An 18,067-nucleotide genomic window follows, 5' to 3' on the forward strand; every position below is an offset into this window, starting at 1 on the left:
GGAGAACCCAAAAGGTTCTCCTGAATTTAAATCAATGATTAGTCAAACACACCGCTTAAACCAACACGGAAACTTGGATCACCCTGTGAAGCGGCAGCCACCCCCGTTGTTAGCGACCAGCGTCCATTATCTGCGGTCTTACGCAGGGTTACACCCACGGCATTTTCACCTCCATGATAGGCTGCACCGACTGCATAGGTATATTTGCCTGAAATATAAGGTGCAGTTTCAAGCGCCATCGCTGCTGCAACACCAGCATTGGCCATTTTTTTGACATCATCAATCCGTTGATTGGTGTCATAGAAGGCCTGTTGCATTTGGTCACCGAGATTGGTAATCCGATCACCGAGGGCCTGATCGGCATTGTTTAGGGCATTAAGTGCATCACCGACATTGTCATGTTTGCCACCTGCAACCTCATAACTTGGTGGGGTCCAACCATTCACAGGGTCATAACCCGCTCCACCACCCAAAGCCTTGCCTACATTTTCATAAGACTTGTGCAATTGACTACCATTAATTGCATCTTTTGAATCTGGTGCAATTGTACCTTCAGCAACACCTGTGACTTTCTTGCTTCCTGCATCCACCCCTCCTTTGGTGATACTTGGTCCTTCCGCAATACGAACACCATCTGCTGCAATCGTAGTTCCACCAGCACCACCCACATTGACTTGGTTGGCAGTCACACTATCAACTTGAATGTCTTTGGCCAAGCCGACTTCATAGTCCTTACTACCATCAACTTTGGTCGTTTCAGTTACCTTGATGTTGCCATCTTTGTTGCTCACCGTTGATTTAGCAGCTTGTGCAGCTTTGCCTACAGCACCAATCGCATCGTTGATATTGTCTTGACCTGTACCACCAATGTTGTCACCCACAATCGTTCCATCTGGATTAATTGTGGTATTTCCACCCACAATGTTTTTCACACTGTCTGCAACACCATGGAGTTGACCACCATTAATTGCATCTTTAGAACCTGCGGCAACCGTACCATCAGCAACACCTGTGACTTTGTTATCGCCAGCATCAATGCCCTCTTTAGTGACACTTGGCCCACCAGCAATAGTTAAACCATCGCCATTGATTACCGTATCACCCGCGGTCACGCTATCGACGTTAATGTCCTTCGACAAGCCAACTTGGAAGTCCGTTCCACCTTCACTATTCGGACTGCTAGTCACCGTGACATTTTCATCGCCATCGGCTTTACTTACTGTAGTTTTAGCCTCTTTCGCTGCTTTACCTACGGCACCAATCGCATCATTGATATTGTTTTTACCGGTTCCGCCAATATCCTTGGTGATAATAGTTCCATCTGGGTTGACTGTGGTATTACCACCAATTGCAGTTGATACGCTGTCTGCAACACCTTTTAATTGGCTGCCATTAATCGCATCCGTTGAATCTGCTGTAATACGTCCTGGTGCAACACCTGTGATCAAGGTATTACCTGCATCAATGCCTCTTGCACTAATACGTGGACCAACGCTATTCCCCATCGGGTCAGCGAAACCAAGACCGTCTTGACCTAGAATGGTGGTATTACCATCCTGATCTTTCAAGCTGACACCTTTTGCATCCAGAATGGTTTCATTTCCTTCTGCATCCGTCGACGTGACACTGTCCAATTTCACGTCTTTCGCTGTTGCAACTTCATAGTTGGTACTGCCATCTGCATTGGTTGACTCAGTCACCACCATATTGTCGCCTTCGGTGACCGTGGTTTTCGCTGTCACTGCATTTTTACGCACTGAATCAATTGCATCATGGATGTTGCCTTCACCCGTGTTACCTACATTGCTGGTGGTCACTGAACCGTTTGGATTTAAGACGGTTTCACCACCAATTGAGCTTCGTACACTATCCGTAACACCGTGGAGTTGTCCGCCATTGATCGCTTCAGTTGAACCTGCTGCAACCGTACCGTCTGCAACACCACTGATCTTGCCTGTAGCGCCATCAATATTGACGTCACCGACCTGAACCGAATCAAATGACACATCATCCGCTGTCGCAACTTCATAAATGGTCTGACCATCTGCACCTGTACGGCTTTCAACCGTCATGTTCTTACCTGCTTCAACTTCAGTTTTTGCTGCGGTGGTTTCTCCTTGAATCGCATCGGCAACGGTATCGTAACCGTTATTATTGACGGTAAAAGGACCATTCAGCTTACCGCCTTCTTTGGTCACACCTCCGCCCAAGAGATCGCCTGTAGAGGCAATGCTGTCATTGAGTTGACCTCCATTCACGGCATCTTTGGAACCAGCTGCAATCGTGCCATCCGCAATATTGCTAATTTTGTTACCAGCTGCATCAATCCCTGACTTGGTGATGCTTGGACCATCTACAATCGTGATACCATCGCTATTCAGCACAGTATCGCCTGTAGTCAGACTGTCGACTTTCAGGTCTTTATTGAGGCCATATTGAATCGTATTGCCGTCTTTGCTTACTGTCAGATTTTCTTCACCTTGTACCGTGCCGATATCAACCGTATCGCCTGCTTTGACTGCGCCCGCATCTGCTTCGTTACTTTGTAGTTTCCAGCCTTTATCCAATTCAGTAATGGCTTCACCGACATTACGGACGGTTTCTCCATTTACTTCATAGTTTGGTGCTGTGACCGTGCCATCTGGATTGACAACGGAACCACCTCCCAAGGCATCTGATACGCTCTGTGCTGTGCCTGCCAGTTGGCTACCATTGATTACATCTGTCGAAGTTGGATTTACATCACCTGCTGCAACACCACTGATTTTGCCTGTCGTGCCATCAATGTTGACATCACCCACTTGCACTGAGTCAAAATCCACATCACGTGCAGTCGCAACTTCATAGTTAGTACTGCCATCTGGATTGGTCGACTCAGTTACAACGATGTTGTCTCCTTCTGTCACAGTTGTTTTCGCTGTAACTGCATTTTTACGCACTGAGTCAATCGCGTCGTGGATGTTGCCTTCACCCGTATTACCTACATTGCTGGTGGTCACTGAACCATTTGGATTCAAGACTGTTTCACCACCAATTGAGCTCCGAACACTATCTGCAACACCATGCAATTGACCACCATTGATCGCTTCGGTTGAACCCGCTGCAATGGTGCCATCTGCAACACCGCTAATCTTGCCTGTGCTGCCATCAATGCTCACACCATTTGGACCACCTACTGTGACATTGTTAAAGTCAACATCATCTTTGGTCGCTACGTTATAGATGTCTTGACCATCAGCACCTGTGGTTTTAGTCACTGTAACGTTCTTGCCTTCAGTCACTTCGGTTTTCGATGCTGCTGCTTCTCCTTGGATCGCTTCGGCAACTGTATCGTAACCTTTGCCACTCACGGTAAATGGACCATTCAGCTTACCGCCTTCATTAGTCACACCACCGCCCAAGATATCGCCCGTAGAGCCAACGCTGTCATTCAGTTGACCACCATTGACCGCATCTTTAGAGCCTGCGGCAACTGTACCGTCTGCAACACCACTGATCTTGCCTGTCGTACCATCAATATTGACGTCACCCACTTGAACCGAATCAAAATCGACATTGCGTGCAGTTGCAACTTCATAGTTGGTACTGCCATCGGCATTAGTCGACTCAGTGACCACCATATTATCGCCTTCGGTGACTGTGGTTTTCGCTGTAACTGCATTTTTACGTACAGAATCAATCGCGTCGTGGATGTTGCCTTCACCCGTATTACCCACATTGCTGGTCGTCACTGAACCATTTGGATTTAAGACCGTTTCACCACCAATTGAGCTCCGAACACTATCTGCGACACCATGCAATTGACCACCATTGATCGCTTCGGTTGAACCCACTGCAATGGTGCCATCAGCTACGCCACTGATTTTGCCTGTGCTGCCATCAATGTTGACATCACCCACTTGCACCGAATCAAATGACACATCATCCGCTGTCGCAACTTCATAAATAGTCTGACCATCCGCACCTGTACGGCTTGCAACGGTCATGTTCTTGCCCGCTTCAACTTCAGTTTTCGCTGCCGCTGCCGCTCTGTCTAATTGACCTTTATTCACTGCATCGGTTGCGTCAACGCCTGCGCCAACATTGCTAATCGGGTTGCCTGCAGCATTGATGCCATCTTTAGTGATACTTGGACCATTGCTAATGGTCACGCCATTATCATTAATGACAGTATCGCCCACAGTCACACTATCCACTTTCAGGTCACGGTTTAAACCGTATTGGATGGTGTTACCAGTCTTGGTTACCGTGAGGTTTTCTTCGCCATTCACCGTACCAATATCAACTGTGTCGCCTGCTTTGACTGCACTGACATTGTCAGAGCCATTGCTTTGTAGGTTCCAGCCTTTATCCAATTCAGAAATAGCGGCACCAACATTACTGACGCTTGTACCATTTACATCATAACTAGGTGTTGTCACCGTACCATCTAGATTGACAGTTGATCCGCCACCAAGAGCATCAGACACGCTCTTCGCTGTACCTGCCAATTGACTGCCATTAATTGCATCGGTTGAGCTAGGATTGACATCACCTGCAGCTACACCACTGATCTTGCCTGTGGTTCCATCAATACTGACACCGTTTGGACCACCTACAGTGACATTGTTAAAGTCAACATCATCCGCTGTCGCTACTTCATAGATAGTTTGTCCATCGGCACCAGTACGGCTTTCAACCGTCATATTCTTGCCAGCTTCTACTTCGGTTTTTGCGGCTGCTGCTTGCCCACGGACTGAGTTAATCGCATCATGAATATTGTTCTGGCCGGTATTCCCCACATTACTTGTGGTTACTGTGCCATCTGGATTTAAGATTGTTTCACCACCAATTGAGTTTCGAACACTATCAGCTACGCCATATAATTGGCTACCATTAATCGCATCAGTTGAAGTCGCATTGACATCACCCGCAGTCACGCCGCTAATTTTGCCTGTGCTGCCATCAATATTGACATCGCCTACCGTGACATTGTTAAACTCAACATTATCTGCGGTTGCAACGTTATAGATGTCTTGTCCATCTGCTCCCGTGGTTTTTGAAACTGTGATGTTCTTGCCTTGCGTGACCTCAGTTTTTGCTGCAGCAGCGGCATCATCCAACTGACCTTTATTGACGGCATCGCTATCATTCACGCCTGCACCAACATTACTGATTGGATTACCTGCGGCGTTGATGCCAGACTTGGTGATACTTGGGCCATTTGTAATGGTCACACCATTGTCGTTGATTAAGGTATCGCCTGCGCGAACACTATCAACGCGGAGGTTTTTATTGAGACCATATTGAATGGTATTGCCATCTTTGGTGACAGTCAGATTTTCTTCACCTTCAACAGTACCAATATCAACCGTATCACCAGCTTTAACTGCACCAGCATTGGCACCATTACTTTGTAAGTTCCAGCCTTGATCAAGTTGCTCAATCGCAGCACCGACATTACGAACCGTTTCCCCATTCACCTCATAATTTGGTGCGGTCACCGTGCCATCTGGATTCACAACTGAACCACCACCTAAAGCATCGGATACGCTCTTGGCTGTGCCCGCCAATTGGCTACCATTAATCGCATCGGTTGAAGTAGCACTCACATCACCCGCAGTCACACCGCTGATTTTGCCTGTGCTGCCATCAATGGTGACATCACCGACTGTGACATTGTTAAACTCAACATTGTCCGCGGTTGCAACGTTATAGATGTCTTGTCCATCTGCTCCCGTGGTTTTAGAAACCGTGATGTTCTTGCCTTGCGTCACTTCGGTTTTAGCAGCGGCGGCGGCATCATCCAACTGACCTTTATTGACGGCATCGCTATCATTCACGCCTGCACCAACATTGCTGATTGGATTACCTGCGGCGTTGATGCCAGACTTGGTGATACTTGGGCCATTTGTAATGGTCACGCCATTATCATTGATTAAGGTATCGCCTGCGCGAACACTATCAACGCGGAGGTTTTTATTGAGACCATATTGAATGGTATTGCCATCTTTGGTGACAGTCAGATTTTCTTCACCTTCAACAGTACCGATATCAACCGTATCGCCAGCTTTAACTGCACCAGCATTAGCACCATTACTTTGTAAGTTCCAGCCTTGATCAAGTTGCTCAATCGCAGCACCGACATTACGAACCGTTTCCCCATTCACCTCATAATTTGGTGCACTCACCGTGCCATCTGGATTCACAACTGAACCGCCACCTAAGGCATCCGATACGCTCTTGGCTGTACCCGCCAATTGGCTACCATTAATCGCATCCGTTGATGTTGGATTGACATCACCCGCAGTCACACCGCTGATTTTGCCTGTGCTGCCATCAATGGTGACATCGCCCACCGTGACATTGTTAAACTCGACACTGTCTTTTGTTGCCACGTTATAGATGTCTTGTCCATCTGCACCCGTGGTTTTAGAAACCGTGATGTTCTTGCCTTGCGTGACCTCGGTTTTGGCGGCTGCAGCGGCATCATCGAGCTGACCTTTGTTTACCGCATCGCTTGGTGCTGTACCATTTGCAACATTGCTGATGGGGTTGCCTGCTGCATTGATGCCATCTTTGGTGAGACTTGGGCCATTGCTAATGGTCACGCCATTGTCGTTGATTAAGGTATCGCCTGCGCGGACGCTATCGACTTTTAAATCACGGTTTAAGCCGTATTGAATGGTATTGCCATTCTTGGTCACTGTTAGATTTTCTTCACCTGTTACCGTACCAATATCAACCGTGTCACCGGCTTTAATTGCACCCGCTTTGGTACCATTCGTTTGCAAATTCCAGCCTTTGTCTAATTCTGACAGCGCATCACCAACGTTACCTACAGTCGTTCCGTTAATGTTATAGCTTGGTGCGGTCACTGTGCCATCTGGATTGACGATTGAACCACCACCTAAAGCATCTGATACGCTCTTGGCTGTACCCGCCAATTGACTGCCATTAATCGCATCGGTTGAAGTCGCATTGACATCACCTGCTGCAACACCACTAATCTTGCCTGTAGCACCATCAATGGTGACATCACCGACTGTGACATTGTTAAACTCAACATTATCTGCGGTTGCAACGTTATAGATGTCTTGTCCATCTGCTCCCGTGGTTTTAGAAACGGTAATGTTCTTGCCTTGAGTGACTTCGGTTTTAGCAGCGGCGGCGGCATCATCGAGCTGACCTTTGTTCACCGCATCGCTTGGTGCTGTACCATCTGCAACATTGCTGATTGGATTGCCTGCCGCATTGATACCTGACTTGGTGATACTTGGGCCATTTGTAATGGTCACGCCATTGTCATTGATTAAGGTATCGCCTGAGCGAACACTATCAACGCGAAGGTTTTTATTGAGACCATATTGAATGGTATTGCCATCCTTGGTCACGGTGAGATTTTCTTCACCATTGACTGTACCAATATCAACCGTATCGCCTACTTTCACCGCACCCGCTTTGGTACCATTCGTTTGCAAATTCCAGCCTTTGTCTAATTCTGACAGCGCATCACCAACGTTACCAACAGTCGTTCCGTTAATATCATAGCTTGGTGCGGTCACTGTTCCATCTGGATTGACCACCGAACCACCACCTAAGGCATCCGATACACTCTTAGCTGTGCCTGCCAATTGACTGCCATTAATGGCATCAGTCGATGTTGGATTAACATCACCCGCAGTCACGCCGCTAATTTTGCCTGTGCTGCCATCAATATTGACATCACCTACCGTCACGTTGTTAAAGTCGACACTGTCTTTTGTTGCCACGTTATAGATGTCTTGCCCGTCTGCACCCGTGGTTTTAGAAACGGTAATGTTCTTGCCTTGAGTGACTTCGGTTTTGGCGGCTGCAGCGGCATCATCGAGCTGACCTTTGTTCACCGCATCGCTTGGTGCTGTACCATCTGCAACATTGCTGATTGGATTGCCTGCCGCATTGATACCTGACTTGGTGATACTTGGGCCATTACTGATGGTCACGCCATTGTCGTTAATTAAGGTATCGCCTGCACGAACGCTATCTACTTTTAAGTCACGATTTAGACCATATTGGATGGTATTACCATCCTTGGTCACGGTGAGATTTTCTTCACCTGTTACCGTACCAATATCAACCGTGTCGCCTGCTTTGACAGCACCTGCTTTGGCAGCATTACTTTGCAAATTCCAGCCTTGATCCAAGGCCTCGATTGCCTCCCCAACATTGCTAACACTTGTGCCATTTACATCATAACTAGGTGCTGTCACCGTGCCATCAGGATTGACCACTGAGCCGCCACCCAAGGCATCAGATACGCTCTTGGCTGTGCCTGCCAATTGGCTACCATTAATCGCATCGGTTGAAGTCGCATTGACATCACCCGCAGTCACGCCGCTAATTTTGCCTGTGCTGCCATCAATATTGACATCGCCTACCGTGACATTGTTAAACTCCACATCATCGACTGTGGCAACTTCATAATTAGTACTACCATCAGCATTCCTTGATTCTGTGACCGTAATATTTTTACCATCAGTCACAGTATTTTTACCTGCCGCAGTTGCTGCATCTAATTGGTCTTTATTGACAGCATCTGTGCCCGCAACACCCGCACCCACATTGGTAATTGGGTTACCTCCAGCATTAATCCCTGACCTGGTGATACTTGGACCATTGGTAATGGTCACACCATCGGTATTAATCACCGTATCACCTGCGGTTACGCTGGTAAACTCAGGGTTGTCCGCCATCTCGATAAGTATTTTATCCTGCGTTACCACAGTTTGAAGGTTACTACCACTGTAACCACCACCCGTAGTAGAAGTACCTTCTACAGCAAGCGTACTCCCCAGTTGTTGTGCAGTGCTACCACTATTGCCAGTAAAGGTTAGCGGCTGGTTGACTGCTGTGTTCAGAGTATTAAGTGCATCGCCCACATTATTGGTTACGTTGACGGTATTAGCAGCTGGGTTGCTTGTCAGCGCATAGACGGGCTCTGATATAGAACCATCTGGATTCACTGTCGAACCACCGCCCAAATGATTTGCGGTTGAGTCTGCAAGGTTTCCTAAAGCCTGTTGGGTTGAATAAAGCTGTGAACCATTAATTGCATCGGTGCTCGTTTCACTGACACGACCCGCTGCAAGATTGGTGATTTGTCTTTCATTGCCGGCGCTTCCTACGCTGACCACACTGCTCGGACTGGTGCCTGCATAATTATAAGTAATGTCTCCAACTGTACCATTCAATGTTGGATTAGCTGCTTCAGTCACCGAACCTGCACCAAGCGCAACATCATCCGCATTGGTTGCCGTTGCACCAGAACCGAGTGCCACACCACGCGTCGCTTGCGCATTGGCTACATTACCAATAGCAATAGATTGATCCCCCGCTGCATTTGACTCTGCACCAAAGGCACTAGATAACTCCCCACTTGCAATTGCATTTGAGCCTGTTACGGTAGCACCTGTCGCCGAAGCAACAGCTTCATTCCCTAATGCAGTTGCAAAATCTGCTGTGGCTTGCGCCTGACTCCCTACTGCTGTTGTAAAATCAGCTGTGGCTTGTGCACCTGAACTTATCGCAGTTGCCGCTGAACCTGTTGCAGCACTGGCTTCACCGACGGCCAATGTATTTCGTCCATCTGCATTCGCCCCACGACCAATCGCAGTGGCGGTACGAATCAAGCCATTTTCCGTAATACCTTGTGCAGTTGCTCCTTGACCTAGTGCAATATCTTGTGTGTTCTCAGCCGTACTTTGCTTACCTATCGCAATGGCTTCACGTGCTGCGGCATTCGCTGTATCACCCAATGCGATTGCACCTGCCGCTGCTGCTATTGAGGTATTACCTAAAGCGACTGAACCCTGTCCAATCGCTTGGTTAGTGTTACCAATCGCCACTGCACCATTTGCTGCAGTTGTACCCGCGGCATTCCCTGCCGCGGTATTGTCTTTACCTAATGCAATTGCCCCATCACCATTAACGACATTAGGATCACCAATTGCCACCGCGCCATCACCTGTCGCGACCTGCCCTCGACCAATCGAGACTGCGCCACCATCAGTTGTACGAGAATTCGCGGTGGTACCATCTGAACCTATTGCAACATTTTGACCCGTTCCCCCTGTCGATACTTTATTACCAATCGCAACATTTTTACCATTTGTGCTAGCTTCTGTAGTTGCATCGCTTCCTATCGCAACATCAGCTTGACTTTGCGCCTTGGACATATGACCAACCGACACCGTCTCTTCTGCCGTTGCTTCAGCTAAAGTACCCAAGGCAGTAGCAAAATTAGCAGTCGCCTTCGAACCGTTACCCGCTGCTGTTGTTTCTTCTGCAGTTGCTGTTGAGAAATTTCCCAAAGCCAAAGCTCCAGCCCCATCTGCCTTTGAATTGGAACCAAATGCTGAAGACTCCCAATCAATACCATTTTTTATTCTACCTGCCGCATACGCGTTTACCCCCACAGCAGAAGCACCAACACTAACTGCATTGGCACCAAAACCGACTGCTGTTGACCCTCGACCACTAGCTAATGTTTGATTTCCCAGTGCTGTCGCAGCCTGCATAGAGGCGGTTGATCGAGAGCCAACCGCAGTTGAGTCATTCCCAGATGAAGTTGCATTGGCACCCATTGCAACCCCACCAAAGCCACTTGCCTCTGTACGTCGACCAAAAGCGACCGCACTATTTCCCGTTGCTTCGGCATAACCGCCAATTGCCACACTAAAATTTTGCGCGCCAGTTTTGCTATCATTACCGATGGCAATTGAGCCCGCTACAGATGTCTGTGCATTTTTACCTATCGCAATCTGACTGCCACCATTTAAAGGTGCTCCATCCGCTGTTGGAGAAAGTATATTTCCTGTTTTTGCATTACTGCCCATTGCAATATTATTGGGTGCTGTACTCGAATCAGCTCGTGAACCCATAGATATACCGCCATTGCCTGCAGCACAGGAACCATTTCCAATGGCAACACTATTGCCTGATTTCGTACCGCTCCCGACAACGCCAGCAGTACAATTATTATATGTCGAGCCACCACCTGCTTCGTAGCCTGCATAGGCATTATGACTAAAGAAAATTGAACTAAGTACAACAGTTAACACAATTGGGGGAAGATAATATTTTGTATAAAGAGAAATGGGAGGTTGTGAAATAGTTGTTACATCCGCTGATACATTACGTTTTTTCGATGTGCCACGTGCAAGTTCTGAAACAACCGTCCATAAACCTAAATATTTATTCCAAACTAAACGATATATTTTATTCATGATCCAGTGCCTTTCTTATTAATCAAGCACCATTTAATTTAGAGAATAAAATAAGTAACTATTTAACAGTTACATCAAAAAATTTAACATTTGATTTTATTTTTTTGTAAGTTTTAAAAACAAAACTAAAAAATAACCAATACCAACATTATAGGAATATTTAACCAACATAATAGGCGAGCTCTATTTACAATTGAAACATCTCTATAAGCCACTTTATACTTATATAAAAAATAATATTAAATTCTACAAACTATATTTTCTCTATATATCAATGAAGAAGTTTATAAAATCGTCAAAAAATATTTACTGAAAAATTCATTCCCCTCTATAATCTATATTCATTTAAAATCCATTAAAAAAGCCCATAGAAAAGGACAAACGTGAAAACAGCTTGCCCTTTTGTTTCGCCCTTAACTTACCATTGGATATTGACGCGGCGGTTTGGTGCTAAACACTGAACCAACTGGGTATTACGTGCTTGGCCTGAACATTCCTGATAAAGACTTGTTCCACCACTGACTTGTAATTGTATCCGTTTAGGATCAACCCCTTCCTGTACCAACAATTGCGCAACCGTATTCGCTCGGCGTGATGACAAGTCTTGGTTATAGGCAAATTTACCAAGCCGATCTGCATAACCTGAAACAAGCACAGGATTTTGAGATTGTTGAATTGCACTCACCATCGTTGCAAGATTGGTTGAACTTGGTTCTATCGCATTACGATCTGAACGATCAAACGCAAAGAACACTATTCCCGTTTGTGGCCCAGCTTGAATCGGTGCGGGTAAAACTGCAGGCACAACATTATTCACGCCCCATGTCATCAAGCCCTGACACTCTTCGCCTTTCCAAGACAAGCGATTTGCAATGTATTTCTTGTCGTAGTCAATACGTAATTGGCAACGCTTATAATCCTGTGTATTAGGTACACGAATATCTAAGACATAGTTCCATGTTTTGACCGCAAATACCCCTTCACTAAAATGCGGATTGCCAAGAATATGACGGAACTGATCTTTGTTCATACCTACATCTAAACGCGCAACATCGTTATATTCATAACGTTTCACCAGTTTAAGATAACTTTTATTCACCTCAGGAAAAGTGACCTCATCTGTCGTCTGTAATTCCACTTCGCCCTGTGCTTCTGCTACTGGAACTTCTGGTGAAGCCTGAGCATTGAATGTAATACCCGTAAGCACCATCATCATTAAAGTTTGAATCTTATTCATCTCTGTTCTCACTTAATTCTTGTATATGGAAAGGAGAGTCTTACGACTCTCCTAAAAGACTTAATCAATGATGGTACTTACACCAACTCGAACAAGTGGACTATTACCTTGACTACCCATCGCAGCACCCGTCGTTAATGACCAGCGACCATTGTCCGCTGTCTTACGGAAGGTCACACCAATTGCACTTTGGTCGTTGTAGTACGCTGCACCTGCTGCCATGGTGAGTTTACCCGGAACAAAAGGTGCATTTTCGAGTGCAGCCGTTGCCGCAATCCCCGCTGACATTTTGTCTTCCAACTTATCCATACGCTTGTTAGTATCGTAGAAGGCTTGTTGTAATTGATCACCCAAATTGGTTACACGGTTATCAATTGCACCCAATGCATCACCCACATTGTCATGTTTGCCACCAGCAACCTCGTAGCTTGGCGCTTTCCAACCCGTTTCTGGGTCATAACCTGCTCCACCACCTAAGGCCTTGCCAACATCTTCATAAGAACGATGTAACTGTCCACCGTTGATCCCATCTTGAGAACCACTGGCAATGGCACCATCAGCAACACCTGTGACTTTTTTGCCGCCAGCGTTGATGCCCTCTTTGGTCATGCTTGGTCCATCTACGATCCGCACACCATCTGCGGCAATCGTGGTTCCACCAGCACCTCCGACATTGACCTGATTCGCATTGACATCTTTAGCCGTCACACTATCCACGGTAATGTCTTTGGCTAAACCAACTTCATAATCCGTACTGCCATCTGCTTTAGTGCTTGGTGTGACTAAAATATTGCCGTCTTTGTTACTCACCGATGATTTGGCAGCTTGTGCAGCTTTGCCTACAGCACCAATCGCATCGTTGATATTGTCTTGACCTGTACCACCAATGTTGTCACCCACAATCGTTCCATCTGGATTAATTGTGGTATTTCCACCCACAATGTTTTTCACACTGTCTGCAACACCATGTAATTGACCACCATTAATTGCATCTTTAGAACCTGCGGCAACCGTACCATCAGCAACACCTGTGACTTTGTTATCACCTGCATCAATGCCTTCTTTAGTGACACTTGGGCCTCCTGCAATGCTTAAACCATTGTCGTTGAGCACCGTATCACCCGCAGTCACACTATCGACGTTAATGTCCTTCGACAAGCCAACTTCAAAGTCAGTACCGCCCTCGTTATTTGGACGACCTCTAACCGTGACATTTTCATCACCTTCAGCTTTACTTACGGTGGTTTTAGCCTCTTTCGCTGCTTTACCTACGGCACCAATCGCATCATTGATATTGTTTTTACCGGTTCCGCCAATATCCTTGGTGATAATAGTTCCATCTGGGTTGACTGTGGTATTGCCACCAATTGCAGTTGATACGCTGTCTGCAACACCTTTTAATTGGCTGCCATTAATCGCATCCGTTGAATCTGCTGTAATACGTCCTGGTGCAACACCTGTGATCACGGTATTGCCTGCATCAATGCCTCTTGCACTAATACGTGGACCAACGCTATTCCCCATCGGGTCAGCGAAACCAAGACCGTCTTGACCTAGAATGGTGGTATTACCATCCTGATCTTTCAAGCTGACACCTTTTGCATCCAGAATGGTTTCATTTCCTTCTGCATCCGTCGACGTGACACTGTCAAATTTCACGTCTTTCGCTGTTGCAACTTCATAGTTGGTACTGCCATCTGCATTGGTCGACTCAGTTACAACGATGTTGTCTCCTTCTGTCACAGTTGTTTTCGCTGTAACTGCATTTTTACGCACTGAATCAATTGCATCGTGGATGTTGCCTTCACCCGTATTACCCACATTGCTGGTGGTCACTGAACCATTTGGATTTAAGACGGTTTCACCACCAATTGCGCTTCGGACACTGTCTGCGACACCATGCAATTGACCGCCATTGATCGCTTCGGTTGAACCCGCTGCAATGGTGCCATCAGCTACGCCACTGATTTTGCCTGTGCTGCCATCAATGTTGATATCACCCACTTGCACCGAATCAAAGGAAACATCATCCGCGGTTGCAACTTCATAGATGGTTTGTCCATCGGCACCGGTACGGCTTGCAACGGTCATGTTCTTACCTGCTTCAACTTCGGTTTTCGCTGCTGCAGCTTCTCCTTGGATCGCATCCGCGACCGTGTCATAGCCTTTGTCATTCACGGTAAATGGTCCGTTGAGGCGACCACCTTCATTGGTCACACCACCACCCAAGATATCGCCTGTAGAAGCAACGCTATCATTCAGTTGACCACCATTGACTGCATCTTTAGAACCTGCTGCAATCGTGCCGTCTGCAACACCACTGATCTTACCTGTGCTGCCATCAATGTTCACGTCACCCACTTGTACTGAATCAAAGTCAACATCACGTGCCGTCGCAACTTCATAGTTGGTACTACCGTCTGGATTGGTCGACTCAGTCACCACCATATTGTCGCCTTCGGTGACCGTGGTTTTCGCTGTCACTGCATTTTTACGCACTGAATCAATTGCATCATGGATGTTGCCTTCACCCGTGTTACCCACATTGCTGATCGTGACTGAACCGTTTGGATTTAAGACGGTTTCACCACCAATCGCGCTTCGTACACTGTCTGCAACACCGTGGAGTTGTCCACCATTGATCGCTTCGGTTGAACCCGCTGCAATGGTACCATCAGCTACGCCACTGATTTTGCCTGTGCTGCCATCAATGTTGACATCACCCACTTGCACCGAATCAAATGACACATCATCCGCTGTCGCAACTTCATAAATAGTCTGACCATCCGCACCTGTACGGCTTGCAACGGTCATGTTCTTGCCAGCTTCAACCTCAGTTTTCGCTGCTGCAGCTTCGCCTTGAATAGCATCCGCAACAGTGTCATAGCCTTTGTCATTCACGGTAAATGGCCCATTCAGCTTACCACCTTCATTGGTCACACCACCACCCAAGATATCGCCTGTAGAGCCGACACTGTCATTCAGCTGACCACCATTGACCGCTTCAGTTGAACCTGCGGCAACTGTGCCATCTGCAACACCACTGATCTTACCTGTGCTGCCATCAATATTGACATCGCCCACTTGTACTGAATCAAAGTCAACATCACGTGCAGTCGCAACTTCATAGTTGGTGCTGCCATCGGCATTAGTCGACTCAGTTACAACGATATTGTCGCCTTCTGTCACAGTTGTTTTCGCTGTCACTGCATTTTTACGCACTGAATCAATTGCATCATGGATGTTACCTTCACCCGTGTTCCCCACATTGCTGGTGGTCACTGAACCATTTGGATTTAAGACTGTTTCACCACCAATTGAGCTTCGAACACTGTCTGCGACACCATGGAGTTGACCACCATTGATTGCTTCAGTTGAACCTGCTGCAACTGTACCGTCTGCAACACCACTGATTTTTCCTGTGCTGCCATCAATGTTGACATCACCGACTTGCACTGAATCAAAATCGACATCACGTGCAGTGGCAACTTCATAGATGGTTTGTCCATCAGCACCGGTGCGGCTTGCAACGGTCATGTTCTTGCCAGCTTCAACTTCAGTTTTCGCTGCTGCAGCTTCTCCTTGGATCGCATCCGCGACCGTGTCATAGCCTTTGTCATTTACGGTAAATGGACCATTCAGCTTACCGCCTTCATTGGTCACGCCACCGCCTAAGATATCGCCTGTAGACGCAACGCTATCATTCAGTTGACCACCATTGACTGCATCTTTAGAACCTGCGGCAATCGTGCCGTCTGCAACACCACTGATCTTACCTGTGCTGCCATCAATGTTCACGTCACCCACTTGCACTGAATCAAAATCGACATCACGTGCAGTGGCAACTTCATAGTTGGTGCTGCCATCTGCATTAGTCGACTCAGTTACAACGATGTTGTCTCCTTCTGTCACAGTTGTTTTCGCTGTCACTGCATTTTTACGCACTGAATCAATTGCGTCGTGAATGTTGCCTTCACCCGTATTACCCACATTGCTGGTGGTCACTGAACCATTTGGATTCAATACCGTTTCCCCACCAATTGCACTTCGGACACTGTCTGCGACACCGTGGAGTTGTCCACCATTGATCGCTTCAGTTGAACCTGCTGCAACTGTACCGTCTGCAACACCACTGATCTTGCCTGTCGCACCATCAATGTTGACATCACCGACTTGCACTGAATCAAATGACACATCATCCGCTGTCGCAACTTCATAAATAGTCTGACCATCTGCACCTGTACGGCTTGCAACGGTCATATTCTTGCCCGCTTCAACTTCGGTTTTCGCTGCTGCAGCTTCTCCTTGGATCGCATCCGCGACCGTGTCATAACCTTTGTCATTCACGGTAAATGGCCCATTGAGACGACCACCTTCATTGGTCACGCCACCGCCTAAGATATCGCCTGTAGACGCAACGCTATCATTCAGCTGACCACCATTGACTGCATCCTTAGAGCCTGCGGCAACCGTACCGTCAGTCACACCGCTGATCTTGCCTGTCGTGCCATCAATATTCACATTACCGACTTGCACTGAATCAAAATCGACATCACGTGCAGTGGCAACTTCATAGTTGGTACTGCCGTCTGCATTGGTCGACTCAGTCACTACCATATTGTCGCCTTCGGTGACCGTGGTTTTCGCTGTCACTGCATTTTTACGCACTGAATCAATTGCATCATGGATGTTACCTTCGCCTGTGTTCCCCACATTGCTGGTCGTGACTGAACCGTTTGGATTTAAGACGGTTTCACCACCAATTGCGCTTCGAACACTGTCTGCAACACCGTGGAGTTGTCCGCCATTGATCGCTTCGCTTGAACCTGCTGCAATCGTGCCATCAGCAACACCACTGATCTTGCCTGTGCTGCCGTCGAGGTTGATATCACCCACTTGCACCGAATCAAAGGAAACATCATCCGCGGTTGCAACTTCATAGATGGTTTGTCCATCGGCACCGGTACGGCTTTCAACGGTCATGTTCTTGCCAGCTTCAACTTCGGTTTTCGCTGCTGCAGCTTCTCCTTGGATCGCATCCGCGACCGTGTCATAACCTTTGTCATTCACGGTAAATGGCCCATTGAGACGACCACCTTCATTGGTCACGCCACCGCCTAAGATATCGCCTGTAGACGCAACGCTATCATTCAGCTGACCACCATTGACTGCATCCTTAGAGCCTGCTGCAACTGTGCCATCTGCAACACCACTGATTTTGCCTGTCGTGCCATCAATGTTCACGTCACCCACTTGCACTGAATCAAANNGCTTCAGTTGAACCTGCGGCAACCGTACCGTCAGTCACACCGCTGATCTTGCCTGTGGTGCCATCAATATTCACATTACCGACTTGCACCGAATCAAAGGAAACATCATCCGCTGTTGCGACTTCATAAATACTTTGTCCATTCTCACCGATCGTCTCGGTCACACTTATGTTCTTACCTTCGGTCACTTCGGTTTTCGCTGTCGCTGCTTCTCCCTGAATTGCATCGGCAACTGTGTCATAGCCTTTGTCATTCACGGTAAATGGTCCGTTGAGGCGACCACCTTCATTGGTCACACCACCACCCAAGATATC

3 protein-coding genes are annotated in these 18,067 nt (G+C 47.2%); all 3 read right to left on the reverse strand.

The features are described from left to right. Window positions 1-38: 38 nt before the first annotated feature. Window positions 39-11,246, reverse strand: a complete 11,208-nt coding sequence (locus A7P55_RS19390; RefSeq protein WP_171553436.1) for an ESPR-type extended signal peptide-containing protein — start codon at window positions 11,244-11,246, stop codon at window positions 39-41. Between the two features lie 418 nt (window positions 11,247-11,664). After that, the gene (locus tag A7P55_RS19395) at window positions 11,665-12,483 is read right to left on the reverse strand and encodes an OmpA family protein (RefSeq protein ID WP_171553437.1); all 819 of its coding nucleotides are present in this window, start codon (window positions 12,481-12,483) and stop codon (window positions 11,665-11,667) included. 60 nt (window positions 12,484-12,543) lie between these two features. Then, the gene (locus A7P55_RS19400) at window positions 12,544-17,727 is read right to left on the reverse strand and encodes a YadA-like family protein (RefSeq protein ID WP_354667326.1); all 5,184 of its coding nucleotides are present in this window, start codon (window positions 17,725-17,727) and stop codon (window positions 12,544-12,546) included. Window positions 17,728-18,067: the final 340 nt, after the last annotated feature.

The sequence above is a fragment of the Acinetobacter sp. Ac_5812 genome, assembly GCF_013072695.1.
GTDB lineage: Bacteria > Pseudomonadota > Gammaproteobacteria > Pseudomonadales > Moraxellaceae > Acinetobacter.

What these genes read in the sequence shown, in the direction of transcription:
- A7P55_RS19390 (WP_171553436.1), bottom strand. Translation starts at nt 11,246, where the DNA reads ATGAATAAAATATATCGTTTAGTTTGGAATAAATATTTAGGTTTATGG.
- A7P55_RS19395 (WP_171553437.1), bottom strand. Translation starts at nt 12,483, where the DNA reads ATGAATAAGATTCAAACTTTAATGATGATGGTGCTTACGGGTATTACA.